20 protein-coding genes are annotated in these 21,417 nt (G+C 41.2%); 12 read left to right on the top strand and 8 right to left on the bottom strand.

Features of this window, described 5'->3' with window-relative positions:
- Nucleotides 1-117 precede the first annotated feature (117 nt).
- The 5 genes from FTT74_RS03945 to FTT74_RS03965 all read left to right on the top strand — a co-directional run bounded on the left by FTT74_RS03945 (nucleotide 118) and on the right by FTT74_RS03965 (nucleotide 7,135).
- Entirely contained in the window at nucleotides 118-1,251 is a 1,134-nt protein-coding gene (locus tag FTT74_RS03945) for an ABC transporter ATP-binding protein (protein WP_179988600.1), read from the top strand.
- 21 nt (nucleotides 1,252-1,272) lie between these two features.
- Nucleotides 1,273-2,289 carry an extracellular solute-binding protein gene (locus FTT74_RS03950; RefSeq protein WP_179988601.1) on the top strand — a complete coding sequence of 339 codons (1,017 nt, stop codon included), beginning with the start codon at nucleotides 1,273-1,275 and terminating at the stop codon, nucleotides 2,287-2,289.
- Nucleotides 2,290-2,376: 87 nt separating this feature from the next.
- Nucleotides 2,377-3,999, top strand: a complete 1,623-nt coding sequence (locus tag FTT74_RS03955; protein WP_131261534.1) for an iron ABC transporter permease — start codon at nucleotides 2,377-2,379, stop codon at nucleotides 3,997-3,999.
- Nucleotides 4,000-4,354: 355 nt separating this feature from the next.
- Entirely contained in the window at nucleotides 4,355-5,674 is a 1,320-nt protein-coding gene (locus FTT74_RS03960; protein ID WP_179988602.1) for an OmpP1/FadL family transporter, read from the top strand.
- A gap of 309 nt (nucleotides 5,675-5,983) precedes the next feature.
- Nucleotides 5,984-7,135 carry an OmpP1/FadL family transporter gene (locus FTT74_RS03965; protein WP_179988603.1) on the top strand — a complete coding sequence of 384 codons (1,152 nt, stop codon included), beginning with the start codon at nucleotides 5,984-5,986 and terminating at the stop codon, nucleotides 7,133-7,135.
- Between the two features lie 72 nt (nucleotides 7,136-7,207).
- On the opposite strand, the gene thrH is transcribed toward FTT74_RS03965, so the two are convergent.
- The gene (gene thrH / locus FTT74_RS03970) at nucleotides 7,208-7,825 is read right to left on the bottom strand and encodes a bifunctional phosphoserine phosphatase/homoserine phosphotransferase ThrH (protein WP_096901782.1); all 618 of its coding nucleotides are present in this window, start codon (nucleotides 7,823-7,825) and stop codon (nucleotides 7,208-7,210) included.
- 191 nt (nucleotides 7,826-8,016) lie between these two features.
- Here thrH and FTT74_RS03975 point away from each other — a divergent pair, with 191 nt between their 5' ends.
- Both FTT74_RS03975 and FTT74_RS03980 read left to right on the top strand, forming a co-directional pair.
- A complete protein-coding gene (locus FTT74_RS03975) occupies nucleotides 8,017-8,748 on the top strand; it encodes a phosphoadenylyl-sulfate reductase (protein WP_178866916.1) in 732 nt (243 codons plus the stop codon).
- A gap of 178 nt (nucleotides 8,749-8,926) precedes the next feature.
- Nucleotides 8,927-10,306, top strand: coding sequence for a wax ester/triacylglycerol synthase family O-acyltransferase (locus FTT74_RS03980; protein WP_004975420.1), 1,380 nt, complete (start codon nucleotides 8,927-8,929; stop codon nucleotides 10,304-10,306).
- 59 nt (nucleotides 10,307-10,365) lie between these two features.
- Here FTT74_RS03980 and FTT74_RS03985 read toward each other — a convergent pair whose 3' ends face one another.
- The 6 genes from FTT74_RS03985 to FTT74_RS04010 form a co-directional block, all read right to left on the bottom strand.
- Nucleotides 10,366-10,536 (bottom strand): PA1571 family protein, encoded by a 171-nt coding sequence (locus FTT74_RS03985; RefSeq protein ID WP_004975418.1) that lies wholly within the window; start codon nucleotides 10,534-10,536, stop codon nucleotides 10,366-10,368.
- A 129-nt stretch (nucleotides 10,537-10,665) separates the two neighbouring features.
- The gene (rng, locus tag FTT74_RS03990) at nucleotides 10,666-12,120 is read right to left on the bottom strand and encodes a ribonuclease G (RefSeq protein ID WP_104852376.1); all 1,455 of its coding nucleotides are present in this window, start codon (nucleotides 12,118-12,120) and stop codon (nucleotides 10,666-10,668) included.
- Between the two features lie 39 nt (nucleotides 12,121-12,159).
- Complete coding sequence (locus FTT74_RS03995; RefSeq protein WP_004975413.1) at nucleotides 12,160-12,726, bottom strand: Maf-like protein; 567 nt, start codon at nucleotides 12,724-12,726, stop codon at nucleotides 12,160-12,162.
- Nucleotides 12,714-13,220, bottom strand: coding sequence for a rod shape-determining protein MreD (mreD, locus tag FTT74_RS04000; protein WP_154320436.1), 507 nt, complete (start codon nucleotides 13,218-13,220; stop codon nucleotides 12,714-12,716). The genes FTT74_RS03995 and mreD overlap by 13 nt, the downstream gene beginning before the upstream one ends.
- Nucleotides 13,207-14,064, bottom strand: coding sequence for a rod shape-determining protein MreC (gene mreC, locus FTT74_RS04005; protein WP_167846190.1), 858 nt, complete (start codon nucleotides 14,062-14,064; stop codon nucleotides 13,207-13,209). Before mreC ends, mreD begins: the two co-directional genes overlap by 14 nt.
- A gap of 15 nt (nucleotides 14,065-14,079) precedes the next feature.
- On the bottom strand, nucleotides 14,080-15,126 hold the full coding sequence (locus FTT74_RS04010; protein WP_096901763.1) for a rod shape-determining protein: 1,047 nt from the start codon (nucleotides 15,124-15,126) through the stop codon (nucleotides 14,080-14,082).
- A gap of 137 nt (nucleotides 15,127-15,263) precedes the next feature.
- Between FTT74_RS04010 and gatC the strand changes: the two genes are divergently transcribed.
- The 5 genes from gatC (at nucleotide 15,264) to FTT74_RS04035 (ending at nucleotide 20,369) form a co-directional block, all read left to right on the top strand.
- Nucleotides 15,264-15,578 carry an Asp-tRNA(Asn)/Glu-tRNA(Gln) amidotransferase subunit GatC gene (gatC, locus tag FTT74_RS04015; RefSeq protein WP_004975405.1) on the top strand — a complete coding sequence of 105 codons (315 nt, stop codon included), beginning with the start codon at nucleotides 15,264-15,266 and terminating at the stop codon, nucleotides 15,576-15,578.
- Nucleotides 15,579-15,630: 52 nt separating this feature from the next.
- Nucleotides 15,631-17,109, top strand: a complete 1,479-nt coding sequence (gatA, locus tag FTT74_RS04020; protein ID WP_179988604.1) for an Asp-tRNA(Asn)/Glu-tRNA(Gln) amidotransferase subunit GatA — start codon at nucleotides 15,631-15,633, stop codon at nucleotides 17,107-17,109.
- On the top strand, nucleotides 17,109-18,584 hold the full coding sequence (gene gatB, locus FTT74_RS04025; RefSeq protein WP_179988605.1) for an Asp-tRNA(Asn)/Glu-tRNA(Gln) amidotransferase subunit GatB: 1,476 nt from the start codon (nucleotides 17,109-17,111) through the stop codon (nucleotides 18,582-18,584). Before gatA ends, gatB begins: the two co-directional genes overlap by 1 nt.
- Nucleotides 18,585-18,656: 72 nt before the next feature.
- Nucleotides 18,657-19,439, top strand: coding sequence for a hypothetical protein (locus FTT74_RS04030; protein ID WP_019838362.1), 783 nt, complete (start codon nucleotides 18,657-18,659; stop codon nucleotides 19,437-19,439).
- A gap of 129 nt (nucleotides 19,440-19,568) precedes the next feature.
- Nucleotides 19,569-20,369: an NYN domain-containing protein gene (locus FTT74_RS04035; RefSeq protein WP_019838361.1), complete on the top strand. Its 801-nt coding sequence runs from the start codon at nucleotides 19,569-19,571 to the stop codon at nucleotides 20,367-20,369.
- A gap of 34 nt (nucleotides 20,370-20,403) precedes the next feature.
- On the opposite strand, the gene FTT74_RS04040 is transcribed toward FTT74_RS04035, so the two are convergent.
- Nucleotides 20,404-21,345: a hypothetical protein gene (locus FTT74_RS04040; protein WP_179988615.1), complete on the bottom strand. Its 942-nt coding sequence runs from the start codon at nucleotides 21,343-21,345 to the stop codon at nucleotides 20,404-20,406.
- Between the last annotated feature and the right edge of the window lie 72 nt (nucleotides 21,346-21,417).

Here is a 21,417-nt window from a genome sequence, read left to right on the forward strand (position 1 = left end):
ATTTCAACCAATTTATACTCTCCCCAAGGTCATTTACATTCTAAATGATAAAAAGACTCTACTTGAGAAGAATTCTTAGTTATTATTTGAGCACAAAATTTGTCGTGTGAAATATCCATGAATGCGTTTGCTGCACAACCTGCCAATGTATTGACCATCCAAGAGCTGAGTAAAAAGTTTGGTTCACGTTTTGCCGTGCAAAATGCGACATGGTCTGCCATGAGTGGGCAGATTGTCTGTTTGTTGGGGCACTCAGGATGCGGTAAAACCACCATGCTGCGCTTAATTGCAGGTTTGGAAAATCCAAGCAGTGGTTCTATTCAACTCGAACAGCATATTTTATGGGATGCACAACAACAGATACCTGCAGAATCACGCAACATTGGTTTAGTTTTTCAAGATTACGCCCTTTTTCCACATTTAAGTGTGCTGGAAAATGTCATGTTTGGCTTAAAAAAATTCCCTAAATCGCAACGTACTGAAATTGCCAAACAAGCCTTAGAACACGTGTCGATGCTGCATCATCAAGACAGCTACCCCTACACGCTTTCAGGCGGTGAACAACAACGAGTAGCTTTGGCACGTGCATTAGCCCCTAAACCGCAAGTTTTACTTATGGATGAACCTTTTTCCAATTTGGATCATCGCCTGCGTGATCAAATTCGTCAAAGCACCATTCAAATTTTAAAACAAACGGCAACTACTACGGTCATTGTCACGCATGATCCTGAAGAAGCGCTGCAAATTGCTGATCAAATTATCTTAATGCATCAAGGGCAAATCATTCAAATTGGCTCGCCTAAGCAACTCTACCTACAACCTAAAACGTTATTTGCAGCGCGCTATTTTTCTGCGTTGAATGAAATTCCTGCACAAGTCAATAATCAAACAATCTCCACCATTTTTGGTCAAGTTGATCGTGGTCAGCAGGATTTAGCACAAGACTTATCTACGCAAAAACAAGTGCAATGCTGCTTCCGCCCTCATCAAGTTCGTGTCAGCAAAACCCCTAGTGAAGGTGCATTACCAGCAAGCGTGCTGTCTTCAAGCTTTATGGGACACGCGCAGCAACTACGTCTAAAACTACAAAATCATGCGCTCACACTTTTGGCTCAAGTTAATCATCTTCAAGATTTCCAGCATACCGAACAAGTCTATGTTTCTGTAGATTTAAACAGCTGTTTTTTCTTGGCATCTGATGAGCAATCATCAACCACACCAGATTCTGCTTTAGCTGCTATTCACATTTAAATTTTCGATTAGGAATACCGTATGAAACCAATGTCTAAATTATCGCTGGTTGTTACAGGTCTACTTGCGTTTGGTGCAAGTGTGGCGCAAGCAACTGAAGTTAACCTATACACCACACGTGAACCTGTTTTAATTCAAACGTTATTGACTGAATTCACGCAAAAAACAGGTGTAAAAGTAAATACTGTTTTTATTAAAGATGGTTTATTGGAACGTGTAAAAGCAGAAGGTCGTCGCTCACCTGCCGATGTCATGCTAACCGTAGATTTTGGTAATTTAGTGGACTTGGTAGAAGGTGGCTTAACCCAGCGAGTTAGCTCTAAAACATTAAATAGTGCGATTCCTGCTAACTTACGTGCAGCCAATGGACATTGGTATGCCTTGTCGATGCGTGCACGTGCAGTCTATGCCTCTAAAGACCGTACATCTTTAAAAGCCATCACTTATGAAGATTTGGCTAATCCAACATGGAAAAATAAAATCTGCATCCGTTCTGGCAACCATCCTTATAACACCGCTTTAATTGCTGCCTATATTGCGCATCACGGTGAAAAACAAGCTGAGACTTGGTTGCGTGGTGTGAAAGCCAATTTAGCTCGCCCTGCTAGTGGTGGTGACCGTGATGTAGCACGTGATATTTTAGGTAAAATTTGTGATATTGGCGTTGCTAACACCTATTATGTCGGCACGATGCGTACAGGTGATGCGGAACAACAACGTTGGGGCAATGCGATTAATGTCGTGTTACCACGCTTTAAAAATGGTGGAACGCACGTAAACGTATCGGGTGCAGTGGTTTCTAAACATGCACCAAACCGTAAAGAAGCTGTACAACTGCTCGAGTTTTTAGCTTCAGATCATGCGCAAGCCATCTACGCACAAAACGGCTTTGAATACCCTGTCAAACCTGGGGTAAAAATTGACCCGATTATTGCTAGCTTCGGTAAACTCAATATCGATTCGATTCGTTTAAGCGATATTGCACGTCACCGTAAAGCCGCAAACTTATTGGTCGATAAAGTCCAGTTTAACCGCTAAAATTTTCTGCTTTTGTCTTACAGTGCAGCACTTTGCACTGTAAGATGCTCAGCTGTTCCCTCCCCCTTATTTAGTACCTCTATTGCAATGCTTAAAAATAAATTTAATTTTTTATTTTCGCTCAGTGGGTTATTGACGCTACTCGCCTGTTTACCTGTGCTCGCTTTAATTTGGACTGCATTACAAGGTGATAGCGAAATTTGGGGGCATCTGCTGCGTTATGTAATTCCACACACGTTGGCAGAAACAGGGATTTTATTATTGGGTGTGGGGATTCTCACCATCCTGATTGGTACAGGCAGCGCATGGATTGTAACAGCATATCAATTCCGAGGTCGTGCATTTTTAGATTGGGCCTTACTGCTGCCTTTAGCCGTACCAACTTATATTATTGCGTATAGTTATATCGACATTTTGCACCCCATTGGCCCTGTGCAAAGTATCCTGCGGGATGGGTTTAATTTAGAATTACAACAGTTTTGGTTTCCTAATATTCGTACCGTGTGGGGCGGCATCTTCTTGCTTAGCTTTGTGCTGTATCCGTATGTGTATTTAAGCACCCGTGCAATGTTTCTGATGCAATCGGCCAGTTTAATTGAGGTTGCACGTACATTAGGATTAAAACCCGATCAAGTGTTTTTACGTGTTGCAATTCCATTGGCACGTCCTGCAATTGCTGTGGGTACTAGTCTGGTTTTAATGGAAACCATTAATGATATTGGTGCAACAGAATTTTTAGGCATTAAAACCTTAACTTTGTCGATTTATTCAACCTGGACCAATCAGTCCGATTTAGCCAGTGCTGCACAAATTGCCATTTTCATGTTGATGATTATTACCTTATTGGTGTTAGTAGAGCGTTTAGGACGACGTAAACAGCGCTATATGAACTCGGCTCAACGCAGCCGTTTAATGCCTGCACAATCGGTCAAAGGGCTTAAAGCGCTTGTGTTACTAGGTTTGGGCTTAATTCCTGTTTGTATTGGCTTTTTAATTCCCACCAGTCACTTACTTGTAGAATCCTATAAACGCATTCAATATGCAGGCTTTTCAGATTTCCTATTACAAGCCTCAATCAACACACTAATCCTTGCCAGTCTTGCAACTGTGGTAACTATTTTGATTGGTTTCTTTATTGTCAGTGCGGCACGTTTTAGCAAACACCACTGGTTTAGCCGTATTGCCAGTTTAGGTTATGCCATTCCAGGAACTGTTTTAGCCATTGGTCTCATGTTGGCTTTGGGAAAAATTGATCATGCCATTGCAGATTTTTTAGAATTTAAGTTAGGGATACACACAGGTTTATTATTTCTCGGTACTAGTTTTACCCTTATTTATGCTTATGCTGTGCGTTTTTTAGCTATTTCGGTGGGCGGCATTGAGTCAGGCTATAACCGTATTCATGGTGTTTTTGATGATGCTGCACGCAATTTAGGGCAAAACAACTTTGCACTGTTGTGGCGTGTACACCTGCCATTATTACGCCCTGCTATTATTTCTGCAGCTTTATTAATTTTTGTAGATTGCATGAAAGAGCTACCTGCCACTTTGTTGCTCCGTCCCTTAAATATGGAAACACTCGCTACTCAGCTATATGCAGAAGCGTCTAGGGGCACTTATGAAGATGGCGCAGTAGCAGCTTTACTAATTGTATTGGTTGGGCTGATTCCTGTCATTCTTTTGGCAAAGCTTGGAAAAACCACACGTTAATGCACCCCATTTTGTTGCAAAATATGCCTTGCAACAAAATGAGTTTCAATAAAAAGTATTTTTTTTAACCAATTAAAAGCATTTAAACAATAGATTGATTTTTAAAATTTATTCTTTAATTTCAACCACTAACAAGCCAAAAACCCACACCAATTAGAACAAATACTCTATTCAGCGTGTTTTTTATACTGATTAGTTTTTTCTAGAGCATTTACTCTTATTTTAATTGTGATATTTTTGTCACATGGAGTAACAAATGGTCTCGGTTTGCACAAGTCGAAATCATCCTAAATGAAAGCTTAAAGCATCAACAAAAACTGTCATAAAAGACTTTATAGCCCAAGGGAAATGTATAATGAAATTAAAAGCACTTAGCACAGCAATGATTTTAGCAACTGTACCAATGACAGGTGCTTTTGCTGCAGCTCTAGATCGTTCTGGTCAATCTATGGCTGCGTTCTTACAACCGGGTAACTATTTTGAAGCAGGTATTTCTGTATTAGATCCGAGTGTTTCTGGTAATGTAAAAAGTGGCTATGTACCAGCAGGTGCACCTGCTGCTCTAGCTCCAGTATTTGGCTTAGAAAATACAAATGTTGGTGAAATGGCTGGTGACTACTATTTTCCTCATGCAGCTCTAAAACTTCAATTAACCGATAATTTTTCTTTCGGTTTAATTTACGATCAACCATTCGGTGCTAAAGCTGAATTTTCCGCTAATACCAAAACAACTCCACCAGCTGCGGTACTAGGTTCAATCAGTCCCGCTTTGGGTGCCTTTGGTGGTCAAGGAGCTTTTCACGATGGAACAGAAGGTTCTAAAGTTGAAGTTGATACTCAAAACCTCGCAATGGTTTTCGGTTTCCAACCAACTGAAAACTGGAATATCTATGGTGGTCCAGTGTATCAAACTGTAAAAGGTGACGTACAACTTCGTGGTTTAGCTTATGGTGGTTCAGCTACATTTGGTTCGTATAATGCTAATATGAAAGAAGATTCAGCAATTGGTTGGCTAGCTGGCTTTGCATATCAAATTCCTGAAATTGCGCTAAAAACTTCAGTAACCTATCGTTCTGAAGTTGAACATGAATCAAATACTAAAGAATCTTTTAAAACTGGTTTATTTGCAGGTTTAAATGCCGCACCAGATGCAAAAACAGAAATCACAACACCACAATCTGTTAACTTAGATTTCCAAACTGGTGTTATGGCAAATACTGTTGCTTTTGCTAATTTACGCTGGGTAAATTGGAAAGACTTCTCTATCCGCCCAGATAAATTTGGTAAAGCATCAGTTGTAGCTGGTCAAAACCCTGCTATTAATAAACCAACTGGTTTTGATATTGTTGGGTATACGGATGATCAGATATCTGCAACCGTTGGTGTTGGTCGAAAACTGAATGAGCAGTGGGCAGGTAATGTCTCTGTGGGTTGGGATTCTGGTGCAGGTGATCCTGTAACAACTCTTGGACCAACTGAAGGTTATTGGAACGTAGGCTTAGGTGTTCAATACTCACCTGCAGCTAACTACTTTATTGCGGGTGGTGTAAAGTACTTCATGCTTGGTGATGCTAAAGCTCAATCAGGTGCACAATTTGGAACGAATGAATATGTTGCAAATTTTGAAGACAACGATGCTTGGGCATACGGCTTAAAAATCGGTTACCGCTTCTAATCTATTGCTTTTCAAAGGAGCCACCCTTCAGGGTGGCTTTTTTTTCAACTAAAACTCCCATTTTTTATACGAGTGTTAACTAAATGTTCAAATTTAAAACACTTAAACTCATATTTACCCAAACATTACCCTAAAAAATTATTTAATAGAATTCATTTACTTAAGACTTTAAAATAGTACTTTTACTCTAATCAACTGCGATTTATAACTTATTCAGTTCATTTATTCTGCGAAGTTGAGCATTTACTCTTTTTTTAAATATGTTACTTTTCCTGCACTTTTTGTTACATAAAGCATCAGGGAACGACCATGAAGCTCAATAAAATCTATTCGGCTATTTTACTTAGCACTCTCCCACTTACACCTGCGCTTGCTGCTGGTTTAGACCGTTCTGGTCAATCTATTGCTGCATTTTTACAACCGGGTAATTATGCAGAAGCAGGTATTTCAATTTTAGATCCCAAAGTTCAATCTAATCAATTGAAAGTTAACGATATGGCAGAAGATTATTATTTCCCTTCTGCTGCGATTAAAGTACAAGCAACTGAACACATTTCTATAGGTCTTTTATATGACCAACCATTTGGCGCCGAATCTCTCTACCCTTCAAATAATCTAGTTTTTGGCGCGAATGGTGAAGCAACCCAAGTAGAAGTAGAAACACACAATCTTTCAGCTTTAATTGGTTACCAACCTACAGAAAACTGGAATTTCTACGCAGGTCCTGTTTATCAAACAGTTAAAGGTAATGTATCTTTACGCGGTACAGCCTACTCATTACTTTCTGGCTACAACATTGACCTGAAAGAAGACGATGCATTTGGTTGGTTAGCTGGTGCAGCTTACCAAATCCCTGAAATTGCTCTAAAAGCAGCGATCACGTATCGCTCTGAAATTAAACATGAATTAGATACTACAGAAACTTCAAATGTTTATATTCCATCATACGGTATTGATCTACGTTCTATGACAAGCCAAACAGAAGTGGTTACACCACAATCTGTGAACCTTGATTTCCAAACAGGTATTGCAAAAGATACTTTAGCTTTTGCTAATCTACGTTGGGTACATTGGGATCAGTTTGCCGTAAGCCCAGCAGCTTTAGCAAGTGCTAGTAAACTCGCTAAAGGTAAAGCTCAAAATTTAATTGACTATTCAGATGATCAAATTTCTGCAACCGTTGGTGTAGGTCATAAATTTACTAGCAAATGGTCTGGTTCTGCATCTGTAGGTTGGGATTCTGGTGCAGGTAACCCTGTAACTACTTTAGGCCCTGTTGAAGGCTTCTGGAGCGTAGGTTTAGGTGGTCAATATAGCCCTGCGGAAAATTATTTTATTCAAGCTGGCGTAAAATACTTCTGGTTGGGTGATGCCACTGCACGTACGGGTACAACAGACGTTGGTGAATTTGAAGACAACTATGCTTTGGGTTATGGTCTAAAATTCGGCTACCGCTTCTAAATCAATGCACTGTTAATATTGCATAAAAACAAAGGGCATCAAATGATGCCCTTTATTGTATTCAGCTTCAGATTAAGCAGGAATATCTCGTACCGAAGCACCACGAATTGCTTCTTTTAATGCTGCATAACCATGAATTGCAGGGAATTGTGGGAATTCTGCGATCACATTATCAGGTGCATCAAATAAGAAACCTTTGTCCGCTTCACCTAGCATCGTTGTATCATTATATGAATCGCCTGCAGCAATTACGCGGAAATTTAAACCGTGTAAGGCTTTAACCGCCTGGCGCTTTTGGTCGGGTTGACGCAATTTATAGGCGGTAATCATGCCATTTTCATCTGTTTCTAATTTGTGACAGAAAATTGTTGGCCAGCCCAATTGCTTCATCAACGGATGTGCAAACTCATAGAACGTGTCTGAAAGAATAATCAATTGGAAGTGTGTGCTCACCCACTCTACAAACTCTTTCGCGCCAGGGAATGGCCCCATATCCGCAATCACCGCTTGAATATCATTCAAACCCAAGCCATGCTGCTTTAAAATATTTAAACGCTGAGTCATCAACACATCGTAGTCTGGAATATCACGTGTAGTTGCTTCTAGTTCTTTAATTCCAGTTTTTTTAGCAAAGTTGATCCAAATTTCTGGAACTAACACACCTTCAAGATCAAGACATACGATTTCCATGGGTTCTCCCAAAATACCAATAAAAATTTTCACTATCATAGCCGAAGATTCGGTTTTTGCCTTGTTCTTTTTTAAATCTATTTAGTTCATAAGCATTTATTTTTTAGTGATAATAGAGTTTTGACAATTCTATTAAAATAAGCGCTTAATTCAGTAAGATTAGCTTCTCCAAGCCGAATGCAGGAAGACTTATGCACACCATTCCCACCATAGATATCGTTGATGCACTCGCAACCGAATATGCAGACAAATCGCCTAGCGAGATTTTAAAACTTGCTTTGAACCAGCAGGGTGAAGTTGCAATTTCTTTTTCTGGCGCAGAAGATGTGGTACTGATTGATATGGCGTCTAATTTAGGTTTGCCATTTCGTGTATTTAGTTTAGATACAGGACGTTTGCATCCTGAAACCTATCAATTTTTAGAAACTGTACGCAAATATTATAATATTGAGATCGAAATTTGCTTTCCTGAAACCGAAACAGTCCAACAATTGGTACAAGAAAAAGGCTTATTTAGTTTTTTTGAAGATGGACATCAGGAATGTTGCGGAATTCGTAAAGTTCAGCCTTTACGCAAAAAGCTGGCAACACTAGATGGCTGGATTACAGGACAACGTAAAGACCAAAGTCCGGGTACACGCCAAGATATTCCTGTCGTACAAGCAGATGCAGGATTTTCAGGTCCTAACAAGCAATTAATCAAATACAATCCACTGGCAAACTGGTCAAGCAGTGACGTGTGGAATTATATTCGCATGATGGAAATTCCATACAATCGTTTGCATGAAAAAGGTTTTATTTCAATTGGCTGTGAACCTTGCACCCGGCCTGTGTTGCCAAATCAACATGAACGTGAAGGTCGTTGGTGGTGGGAAGAAGCAACGCACAAAGAATGCGGTCTACATGCTGGAAATTTAAAATAATACATCTATTACTACAATAAAAATCACAGTTTTACTGTGATTTTTATTGACTTGCGATGGCGCAAAAATCACTATATTTGTTTGATAAAAAAGATATACTGAATTAAATCTTATATAACTCTAAAAACCTTGTTCAGATAAGAACAAGCGTAGAAATTGCAGTGAGGCAATCCACAATATGCGTCCATTACACCCTATTGATTTTATTTTCCTATCACTCGAAAAACGTCAACAGCCCATGCATGTGGGTGGATTATTCTTATTCCAAATTCCAGAACATGCGCCAGACACTTTTATTCAAGACTTGGTTGCCGATATTCGCAATTCAAAGTCGATGCCTATTGCACCATTTAACAATAAGCTCAATGGTCTATTTTGGGATGAAGATGAAGAGTTCGATCTCGATCATCACTTCCGTCATATTGCCTTGCCAAAACCAGGTCGCATTCGTGAATTATTAACGTATATTTCACAAGAACACAGTTCACTGATTGATCGCGCCAAACCTTTATGGACTTGCCATATTATTGAAGGTATTGAAGATAATCGTTTTGCGATGTTCTTTAAAATTCATCATGCTATGGTAGATGGTATTGCAGGCATGCGTTTGGTGGAAAAATCCCTATCGCATGACGAAAATGCAAAAAGAATTGTACCGCCTTGGTGTGTGGAAGGCCCACGTGCTAAACGTCTGAAAGAACCGAAAGTCAGCCGTTTAAAGAAAATTTTTGGTGGGGTTAAAGGTCATGTTGAAGCAACCCCTCGCGCAGTTTATGAAGTATCACAAACTGTTGCCAAAGATATGGGACGTAACCCTGATTATGTCTCCAGCTTCCAAGCACCAAGTACCATCTTAAACCAACGTGTCAGCGCCTCACGTCGTTTTGCCGCGCAATCTTTTGAGTTTGCACGTTTGCACCGTATTGCCAAAGCTTTAGGCGTAACCATTAATGATGTGGTGCTGGCAATTTGCTCAGGCGCATTGCGTGAGTACTTACTCAGCCAATATGCATTACCTAAAAAACCTCTTATTGCAATGGTGCCTGCCTCTATTCGTGATGACGATTCTGAAGTATCCAATCGAATCACCATGATTTTAGCCAACTTAGGTACGCACAAAGAAGATCCGCTTGAACGTTTAAAAATTGTGCGCCGCAGTGTACAAAATGCCAAGCAGCGTTTTAAGCGCATGAATGCCAATCAAATTATGAACTATAGTGCTTTTGTTTACGGCGCTGCTGGTTTAAATATTTTGTCAGGCATTATGCCAAAGCGTCAGGCCTTTAACTTGGTGATTTCCAATGTACCTGGCCCACGTGAACCTTTGTATTGGAATGGTGCAAAGCTAGATGCACTATACCCTGCTTCAATCGTGTTAGATGGACAAGCTTTAAACATTACCATGACCAGCTATTTAGACAAATTAGAAGTTGGTTTAACTGCTTGTCGTCATGCCTTACCGAAAATGCAAAACTTATTGCAACACTTGGAAGATGAAATTCAGCGTTTTGAACAGATTATTGATGCGCCTGAAGGGGTCAATAAAATCGTGGATTGATACGTCAATCCATCAGAAAAATAATTCAATAGAATCAATTAAGGGGCAATTGCTGCCCCTTATTTTTGAATAGTACGACACTGTTTTAATAATTGCTGACAAACCGCGCTAACCATTGCGGTGGTAATTTGAGTTTCTTTACCTTGCTCATCCACAATATAACCGTTATGTGTCACTTTACGATCTAATACTTTTAAACTCTTTTGAATCACAACTTTACTCATACCCATGACATACCTCATTTGCTAAACCGAGGGAGATGTTCGGCTTTGGCTACTCTGTATGCTTAGTATTGAGAATTCACTCAAAAAAGTAAAATTTCAGATGTAACAACTGTTTAGCGATATCCTGTTACAATTTCAGCTCAAAATGATATCGTATTGCTCTTGCGTATATAAATTTTCCACCTGAAATTTAATCACACGGCTGACAAAGTGCTCTAAATCCGCCACTGCTGGCGCTTCGGCAGTTAACAATCGGTCAATCACCGATGGGTGCGCAACGACAGTAAAGCCACGTTGTGATTCAAATGCGCGTGCGTATCTTAAAATTTCTCGAAAAATTTCGTAACATACTGACTCTGCTGTTTTGACATATCCCCGTCCCTGACAAGTTGGACAGGCTTCACAAAGTAAATGTTCTAATGATTCACGGGTGCGTTTACGGGTCATCTCGACCAAGCCCAGTTCAGACACTTGGGTAATTTTGGTCTTGGCATGATCTCGTTCAAGCATACGCTCAAACTGACTCAAGACTTCATCACGATGCTGTACTTCTTGCATATCAATGAAGTCGATAATGATGATGCCACCCAAATTACGCAAACGTAACTGGCGGGCAATGACCTGTGTCGCTTCCATATTGGTTTTAAAAACAGTGTCTTCTAAAGTCCGACCACCGACATAAGAACCCGTATTCACATCAATGGTGGTCATGGCTTCGGTCTGATCAATCATCAGATAACCGCCTGACTTTAATGCCACACGGGTTTGCAATGCTTTTTGAATATCTTCTTCGACATTGTATAAATCGAACAGTGGGCGCTCGCCTGGGTAATGAATCAGGCGATTGTGCATATTGGGCACAAACTCATCCACAAATTCTTTTAATTTGGCGTGAATTTCACGTGAATCGACATAAATTTTGGCGGTGTTATCATTCGCCAAATCACGAATTACGCGTTGCGGTAACGGCAACTCTTCAAAAATCAAAGAAGGCACAGCAATGCTTTTTTGTTTACGCTGAATGTATTCCCACAATTTTGCCAAGTAACACATATCTTGCACTAAGGCCGCTTCATCGACGCCTTCGGCTGCTGTGCGTACAATCACTGAGCCTGGTAATTTATGCTCAGCCTGAATGGTTTCAATGATCCCGCGTAGACGCTCACGTTCTTCACTCGATTCAATGCGTTGTGATACGCCAATATGACTGCCATACGGCATTAGAACCAAATAACGCGAAGGAATGGAAAGATCAGTGCTCAGTCGTGCGCCTTTAGTACCGAGCATATCTTTCATCACTTGCACGGTTAGAATTTGCCCAGGCTGCAATAATTCAAAGACATTCGGTGTAGGTTGGCTGCGCGGCCAAATCATGTCATTGATATGCAAAAAAGCAGTACGCGATAAACCAATATCGACAAAAGCGGCTTGCATGCCTGGCAGCACGCGCACCACTTTGCCTTTATAAATATTGCCCACCAAACCACGCTTGGCTGTACGCTCAACGAATAGTTCATTGACCGTGCCGTTTTGAATTAACGCCACCCGACACTCCATCGGTGTGACGTTAATCAACAACTCGTCAGACATAATAAAACTCAAAACATTATAAAAATTTTTGTGCAGCAGTTAATTTAGTGCCTTAACTGTCTGTAATAACTGTACGGTTTCATAGAGTGGCAGGCCGACAACATTGCTATAACTGCCCTCAATACGCGGAATATAACGTGCTGCGATGCCCTGAATCGCATAAGCACCCGCTTTTCCAATCGGCTCACCTGTTGCCCAGTAGCTTTCCATATCATCTAGGCTAAGCGATTGAAATTCAACCTGTGTACGTACCACTATACTGGATTTTTTCTGTTTTGTACGCACACAAACCCCTGAAAAAACATCATGTTTTCGACCAGAAAGTTGTGACCAAATGGCAAAGGCATGTGCTTTGGATTCTGGCTTGCCCAAAATCTGCCCATCTACGCCTAGACTGGTATCGGCAGCAATCACAATAGCATCAGGAAATAGCCGTAAAACCGCATCGGCTTTGGCACATGCCAACCGCTCAACATACGCGGCAACATCTTCGCCCGCTAAAATAGATTCATCGATGTCTGGACTGTAAATTTCAAATTCCAGCCCAAGCTGTTGCAGGAGTTCCCGACGGCGCGGTGAACTTGAGGCAAGAATTAAATGCGCCATTTTCGCAAGAAATAATACAGCACAGGCCAGAGCAAAATACTACTCAGCAAAGGTTGCCAATGACGGGCAAATGGGAACTGAATCCCACCCATGACTTGCATCACCCAAATCAGGGCGAGGTGAGCCAAAATTGCGATTACACTAATGACCCATAAATTCGCAAACGTCATAATACGGCGCTCACGAGTCAGGAAACGCGCCACAAAAGTAATCACCACAAAACTCAAGGCATTCATGCCCAAAGGTGCATCGAGGAGCAAGTCTGCAAACAAGCCTGTACCAAAGGCAAACCAAATACCACACCAAGTTGGTTGCCCAAGCACCCAAAACAAGGTCACCATCAACATAAACAATGGTCGCCAACCCGAGCCTGTATAAGACAGCGGATACACCATGAGTACAGATGCAGCAATTACAGAAAAAATAATCGGAAATAGTGGATCTTTATTCTTGTTTTGTCCAAGTCGGGTTTGTCCAATTTTAGCGATTGGCATTTGGCTGCTCCTTCGCTAAAGATTCTGAGAACAGCACCACCACATGATGACCACCCGCCAATTGTGCTGCAGGCATCACATCAATTTGCGCAAACTCACCAGAATTATGTCGGCTGATTTTGGCAATGCTTCCAACCAAATATCCTGCAGGGAAATGCTCGCCCAAGCCTGAGCTATAGACTTTCTCTCCAACCTGAATATTGGCACTGGTCGGTACATATTCCATTTTCAAACGCCCTAAATCGCCCGTACCCGACACAATGGCTCGCATGCCTGTATGTTCCAAACGCACTGAAAGTGAGTGTTCTTTGTCAGAAAGCAACATGACACGGCTACTGTGTGGATACACAGCAATGATCTGCCCCATAATGCCTTTATCATCCAAAACGGTTTGCCCGACTTTGAGCTGATTTTGTGAACCACGGTTAATCACAATAATATGTCGCAATGGGTCAGCATCGGTGCCAATCACTTCGGCAATTTCCATGCGTCCATCAATGATCAATGGCGTATCCAGCAACCCACGTAAGCGGGTATTTTCTGCAGAAAGTTCAGATAATTTTTGCAAGCGAACTTGAGCCTGTAACAACTCTGCCTGCATCGCAGTATTTTCACGACGCAATTGAGCTTCAGACTTACTTTGTTGACTTAGCCATTCTCGCGACAATACGGGATAGCTTGCAAGGGCATAAATTGGGTTATACGCCGCATACAAAACATCTCGTGCAGGTTGGATTACATGCGGAACACGCCAGTTAAAAAACAGGATGACCAAGCAGGTAATGACCGCAATGATAAAAGAGCGAAAAGATGGCGGTTGTCTGGAAAACAGATTTGTTTGCACCGCCGAATCCTATGTTTAGCCAACAAATAACATATCGTGGTTTGGATTATCAAAGAATTCCAAGACCTTGCCACCGCCACGGGTCACGCAAGTTAATGGTTCTTCTGCCACAACCACAGGTAGACCTGTTTCTTGTGCCAATAGCTTATCTAGGTTACGTAACAACGCACCACCACCTGTCAACACAATACCACGCTCTGCAATATCTGAAGACAATTCAGGAGGCGTTTGTTCCAATGCAGATTTCACTGCGGCAACAATGCTTTGTAGCGGATCAGAAATCGCTTGGGTGATTTCATCTGAAGTAACCGTAATGGCACGCGGCACACCTTCAGCCAAGTTACGACCACGAACTTCAATTTCCAGTGGTTTAGCACCTTCATCTGGCAATGCCATGCCCACTTCTTTTTTAATGGTTTCTGCTGTGGTTTCACCAATCACACAGCCATGCGCCTTACGCACATAGTTAATGATTTGCTCATCAAACACATCGCCACCAATACGCAATGAATCTGAATACACGCAACCCTGTAATGAAATAATGGCGATTTCTGTTGTACCACCGCCAACATCGACCACCATAGAACCACAAGCTTGCTCAACTGGCATACCCGCACCAATTGCAGCGGCCATCGGTTCTTCAATCAGGCGGACATCACGAGCACCCGCATTGAATACCGCTTCACGAATGGCACGGCGTTCTACCAAGGTAGATTTACATGGCACACACACCACTACACGTGGTGCAGGTGGGAATAAGCGCTTTTCATGCACTTTACCAATAAATTGGTTCAGCATGGTTTCAGTCACTTCAAAATCAGCGATGACACCATCTTTCATTGGGCGAATTGCAGAAATGTTTGCAGGGGTACGACCCAACATTTGTTTGGCATCAAGACCGACTGCGGCAACAATTTTCTGTGAACCGCTGTGACGAATTGCCACAACTGTCGGTTCATTTAATATAATGCCTCGTCCTGGCGCATAAATAAGTGTATTTGCTGTACCTAAATCAATGGCTAGGTCTGGCGAAAACAAGCCAATTAGTCGTTTTAGAATCACGGAGTCGTTCTCGATTAAACTTTATGTGGACGCAAGTTGGCAACTTTAACTAAATGTGGTGCGTTGAACAAGTCAATCGCTTATTATAACGCACGATATTTTGAAATTTTTTATTAATACTGATTTTAGGTGATGTTATGTCTACCTCGGATGCTCAGCATTCTGCAGATTTAAATGCACAAACAGTTTCAGCAATTGCCCATCTTGCTCGTCTTAAACTCAATGATACGCAATCTGCTGAGTATGCTCAAAGTCTAAATAAAATTTTAGGCATGATGGAAAGCTTAAAAGGCATAAATACCGATGACGTTGAGCCTTTAAAAAGCCCATTTGACCACCCTCAACCATTACGTGAAGACGTCGTAACCGAACAGAATCATCGTGAGCAATATCAAGCTGTTGCCCCTGCAGTTCAGGATGGCTTGTACCTTGTTCCACGTGTGATTGAATAATTTATTCGGCTGTTACATTTTGACTTCATAAAAAGGTAAAAGAATTTTTCTCATGACAGATTTACATCGCTTATCGATTCGTGAAATCTCTGAGGGTTTAGCGGCAGCCAAATTCTCCTCTCGCGAACTAACAGAACATTATTTAAAACGTATTGCCAAAATTGATCCGCAAGTGCGCTCTTATGTCACCGTGACCAATGAAGTAGCACTGGCACAGGCGGATGCAGCCGATGCATTACGTCAGGCGGGTCAAGCGACAGCACTGACAGGTATTCCTGTTGCACATAAAGATATTTTTTGTACCCAAGGCATTAAAACCTCTGCGGGTTCAAAAATGCTGGACAATTTTATCTCGCCTTATGACGCAACTGTGGTGGCACAAGGTAAAAATTCAGGTTTGGTCACTTTGGGTAAAGTGAACATGGACGAATTCGCAATGGGTTCAACCTCTGAAAGTTCGTTCTATGGCGCGACCAAAAACCCATGGGCACTTGACCATGTACCGGGTGGTTCGTCAGGTGGTTCTGCTGCTGTCGTGGCGGCTGACCTTGCACCATTTGCTACAGGTACAGATACAGGTGGTTCAATCCGTCAGCCTGCGTCTTTCTGTGGTTTGACTGGTCTCAAACCAACTTACGGACGTGTTTCACGTTACGGCATCATCGCTTATGCATCATCTTTAGATCAGGCAGGCCCAATGGCACGCTCTGCAGAAGACTGCGCATATTTAATGAATGTAATGGCTGGTCATGACGCCAAAGACTCAACCTCTATGGATAAAGCGGTTGAAGATTATGTGGCGAACCTGAATGCAACAACGCTCAAAGGCTTACGCATTGGTATTCCGAAACAATACTTCAATGTGGCTGGTTTAGATGCTGCGGTGAAAGCACGTGTTGAAGAATCACTAAAAAAATTAGAAGAATTGGGCGCAGTATTGGTTGAGATTGATCTCAACATGACTGAAAGCTACGTGCCAACTTACTATCTGATTGCCCCTGCAGAAGCATCATCTAACCTTTCTCGTTACGATGGTGTGCGTTATGGCTACCGTGCAGAAAATCCTCAAGATATTTTAGACCTCTACAAACGCTCGCGTTCTGAAGGTTTTGGTGCAGAAGTGCAACGTCGTATCTTGATTGGTACGTATGCTCTTTCTGCGGGTTATTACGATGCTTACTACGTGAAAGCACAAAAAGTCCGTCGTTTAATTCAGCAAGACTTCTTAAAAGCCTTTGAACAGGTCGATGTGATTGCAGCACCAACTGCACCAACAACTGCCTACAAAATTGGCGCGTCTTTAGACCCTGTTGAAATGTATTTGGGTGATATTTACACCATCGCGGTGAACTTAGCGGGCTTACCTGCAATTAGTGCGCCTGTTGGTTTTGACCAAGATCACTTGCCTGTAGGTTTACAATTGATTGGCAATTACTGGTCTGAATCACAACTGTTATCTGTGGTACATCAGTATCAACAAGCGACCGATTGGCATACTCAACGCGCTGCAATTGCTGAGGAGAACGCATAATGGCGAAGAATACTGCTAAACCAAAATCAAACCTGATTGATGGTTGGGAAGTCGTGATTGGTATTGAGATTCATACTCAGCTTGCAACCAATTCTAAAATTTTCTCAGGTTCATCAACCGAATTTGGTCAAGACCCAAATACGCAAGCCAGCCTTGTTGATTTAGCTATGCCGGGCGTCTTGCCTGTGCTGAATAAAGAAGTGGTGGATTTGGCAATCCGTTTTGGTTTGGGTATTGATGCCTACATCGACCAAGCGTCTGTGTTTGCGCGTAAAAACTACTTCTACCCTGACTCGCCTAAAGGCTACCAAATTAGCCAGATGGACAACCCCATTGTCGGTTTGGGTCATATCGACATCCAACTTGAAGATGGCACGACCAAACGCATTGGCGTAACCCGTGCACACCTTGAAGAAGATGCGGGTAAGTCGATTCATGATCAATTTGAAGGCATGTCAGGTATTGACCTCAACCGTGCAGGTACGCCTTTGCTTGAAATTGTATCTGAACCCGATATGCGTTCGGTTGAAGAAGCCGTAGCTTATATTAAAGCGATTCATACACTGGTACGTTGGTTAGGTATTTCTGACGGTAACATGGCTGAAGGTTCATTCCGTGCCGACTGTAACGTGTCATTACGCCGTCCGGGACAACCTTTCGGTACACGTTGTGAATTGAAAAACCTGAACTCATTCCGTTTCATTGAACAGGCAATCAATGTTGAAATTGAACGTCAAATGGAAATCTTGGAATGGGATGGCACCATTGATCAGGAAACACGTTTGTTTGACCCTGTGAAGATGGAAACGCGTTCAATGCGTTCGAAGGAAGAAGCGAACGATTACCGCTACTTCCCTGATCCAGATTTGTTGCCTGTGGTTATTCCAGATGCGCAAATTGAAGCAATTAAAGCCACTATGCCTGAATTGCCTGCGGCACGTCGTGCACGTTTTGTAGCAGACTTTGCTGTGACTGAATACGATGCTCACGTTTTAACGCTTACTCGTGAAATGTCTGAATTTTACGAAGCTGTGGTTGCTGCAGCAGGTGGTGCGGCACACGGTAAAATTGCAGCAAACTGGGTAATGGGTGAATTCTCAGGTGCTTTGAACAAAGCAGGCTTAGATTTGGCTGATTCTCCTGTATCTGCGGAAAAACTTGGCGGTATGATCGCGCGTATTGTGGACAACACAATTAACGGTAAGATCGCGAAGCAAGTATTCGGCTTTATGTGGGAAGAAGGCAAATCTGCGGATGAAATCATTGCTGAAAAAGGCTTAAAGCAGGAAACAGATACAGGCGCAATTGAAGCAATTATTAAAGACGTACTTGCTGCGAACGAGAAGATGGTTGAAGAGTATAAATCTGGTAAAGAGAAAGCCTTTAACGGTCTTGTTGGTCAGGTAATGAAAGCTGCGAAAGGCAAAGCCAACCCTGCACAAGTAAATGAGTTGATGAAGAAATTAATTGGTTGATTAATTGACTAATTCGTTGTTTTTATGAGATAAAAACCCTACATTATGTAGGGTTTTTTTACGGTTAATAAAATGAAAATAGAAAAATTCAGTCCAGAAGTCTGTGAAAATCTTAAATGGTATGTTTATCGATTAGTCGATCCAAGAGATGGTTCGACCTTTTACATCGGTCGTGGACTTAACAATCGTATATTTGATCATGTAAATGGGCTACTAACTGATAAAGATGCAGAAGAAGATCTTCTTAGTTTAAAAATGAAACAGATCAGAGATATTCAATTATCGGGTTTAGATGTTATCCATATTATTCATCGCCATGCTTTAGAAAGCAAAAATATGGCTGAAGTTGTTGAGGCTTCATTAATTGATGCTTATTCAGGTCTAACAAATATTATGAATGGCAAAGGTAGTAATGAATATGGAGTAGCTAATATTCATGAAATTGTTACAGCATATCAAACTGAAACCGTAGAAATTACAGATGATGCTCTATTGATTTCAATTAATAGAACTGCTTTAGAACGTGGCGTATATGATGCAGTTAGATTTGCATGGAAACTTACTCCTTCAGAAGCCAATAAAGCAAAAATAATTTTAGCCACGGTACAAGGTGTGATCAAAGGCGTATTTGTGGCTGAACAATGGTTAGAAGCCACACAAGAAAACTTCCCGAACTTTATGCTGTTGGGTGAGGATGTCTATAATCACGAAACACGCTCAAAAAGATATGGGTTCACTGGGAAAAATGCACCTCCAGAATTTCAGACCAAGTATTTAGGCAAAAGAATTCCTGAAAAGTTCAGAAAAAAAGGGGCTAGTAACCCTATAAAGTACTCATGGAAAGCCAAAGATTAAGTTTGTCGGATTCCCCTACACAGGTGAATAAATTGATGAAGAATATGATTGGTTGATTAATTGACTAATTCTTTGTTTTTATGAGATAAAGACCCTACCTTGTGTAGGGTTTTATTTTTAGAGAAAATAATGGTTTTAAAAACGATCTTTAATGTTTCAGAAGAAAAAACAGCAAAATTAGCAGTATTAATTGATGCAGATAATGCTTCTGCAAAAGATATTGAAAATATTTTAAATGAGATCACTCAATACGGTGAGGCAACGGTAAAACGTATTTATGGTAACTTTGTCAGTCAAAATGGTAGTTGGAAGCAAGCTATTAATAATTTAGCGATTAAACCTATGCAGCAATTTGCTTATACAACAGGTAAAAATGCAACCGATGGTTTTATGATTATTGATGCAATGGATTTACTTTATACAGACCGTTTTGATGGCTTCTGCCTTGTATCAAGTGACAGTGACTTTACAGCCTTAGCAATACGCATTAAAGAGCAAGGGGCCACCGTTTATGGATTTGGCAAGAAACAAACGCCCGAAGCCTTCCGAAATGCTTGTTCTCACTTCACCTATGTCGAGAACCTAAGTGGATATGAAGAACCTCAAATTAAAGAACTCCCTTTGATTGAAACGAAGAAAGAACAGCATCCTCAACCCTCTAGTAAAACTGAAGTCTTAAACAACACCACTTCAGCGCAGAAACTACCACTACATATTATTAAACAAATTTTTGACAATCATGATACTGAATGGATTCCTGCTTCTTCATTCACATCGCAATGGAAACTTTTACAAAATGACTTTGATCCCAGAAACTATGGCTTTAAAAAAGTTGTTGATTTGATTAAAAGTCATACAAATATTTTTGACTATGACGAACGTATTTTTGATAGTGGACATAAACAAATTTACATAAAATTAAAAATTTAAAATTAAAAGTTGGCTTTGCAAGTGAGAGTTACCCTCACTTCATGCCTCTTAACATATTCTTAGCCCCTGCATGATTATAATTATTGGCTAAATTCTGCAAAATACGTTTTGCCTGTGCATCTGAATTTGGAAAACGACTCCGATAACTCGAAACACCCGTTAAACAACGTGCCACCAACATACCAGATTCTGTATAAATACGTGTACCCTCTGCGCCCTGTAACTTGCCATAGTTATAAGCACGTTGTGCATTATTACAGGCATTAATCTGATTACGCCCACTATTTAAATCACGACGCGCAGCGACATATAAACGTGTCTGTTGCTGTTGTGGTGTTTCAACCACACGTGGTGGAGCTGTTTTTAATGATGCAACTACAGGCTCTTTTTTCTCTTCAGGTTTTTCTTTCACTTCAGCAACTTTGGTTGCATTTGTTGTTTTTGGATTACTTTGAGCTGCTTTAGGTGCAGCCTTTGCAGGTGTAGAAACCGCGCGGTAAAAGCGTCGCGCTTCATCTTCAGACATTATTTTAGTAACCAAACTCACCACTCGCGCTTCACCACGCTGTTCCAACTGTCGCTCCGCCACTGGCTCAATCGATACAATCCAACTTTCGCCCTGATTACCTACACAACGGTATGCCCCAATCCCCTGTTTTACATCTCGATAAGTATTGAGTAATTTTTTAGACCACGCATTTTTGACTAAACTCATTGAGCTTTTATAGGCAAGCGTTAAGCGTCCATGTTGTGACTGGCAATAACTGCCCATATATTTACGTGGAATCATAGATTCAGCAGGCTGATCTTTGCGCTGTGGCCCCCAATAATAGACATATTCTTTAGCAGCACCACTGGGCTGATTTAAGTTTTTTTGAACAATCAGTTCTTGTGCAGATGCAAAATGCTTCACCGAATTTGGGCTATATTGATCGACTGTTGCACAACCAAATAATAGGCTGCCCACCCCCCCCATCAAAAGTATTTTTTTGCAGGTCACGTTTCAATTCTCAATTGTTTTTATAGGAATGAAAATATATGAATTAGC

Origin of the sequence: Acinetobacter sp. YH01007 (assembly GCF_013420425.1) — a bacterium.
Classification (GTDB): Bacteria; Pseudomonadota; Gammaproteobacteria; order Pseudomonadales; family Moraxellaceae; genus Acinetobacter; species Acinetobacter towneri.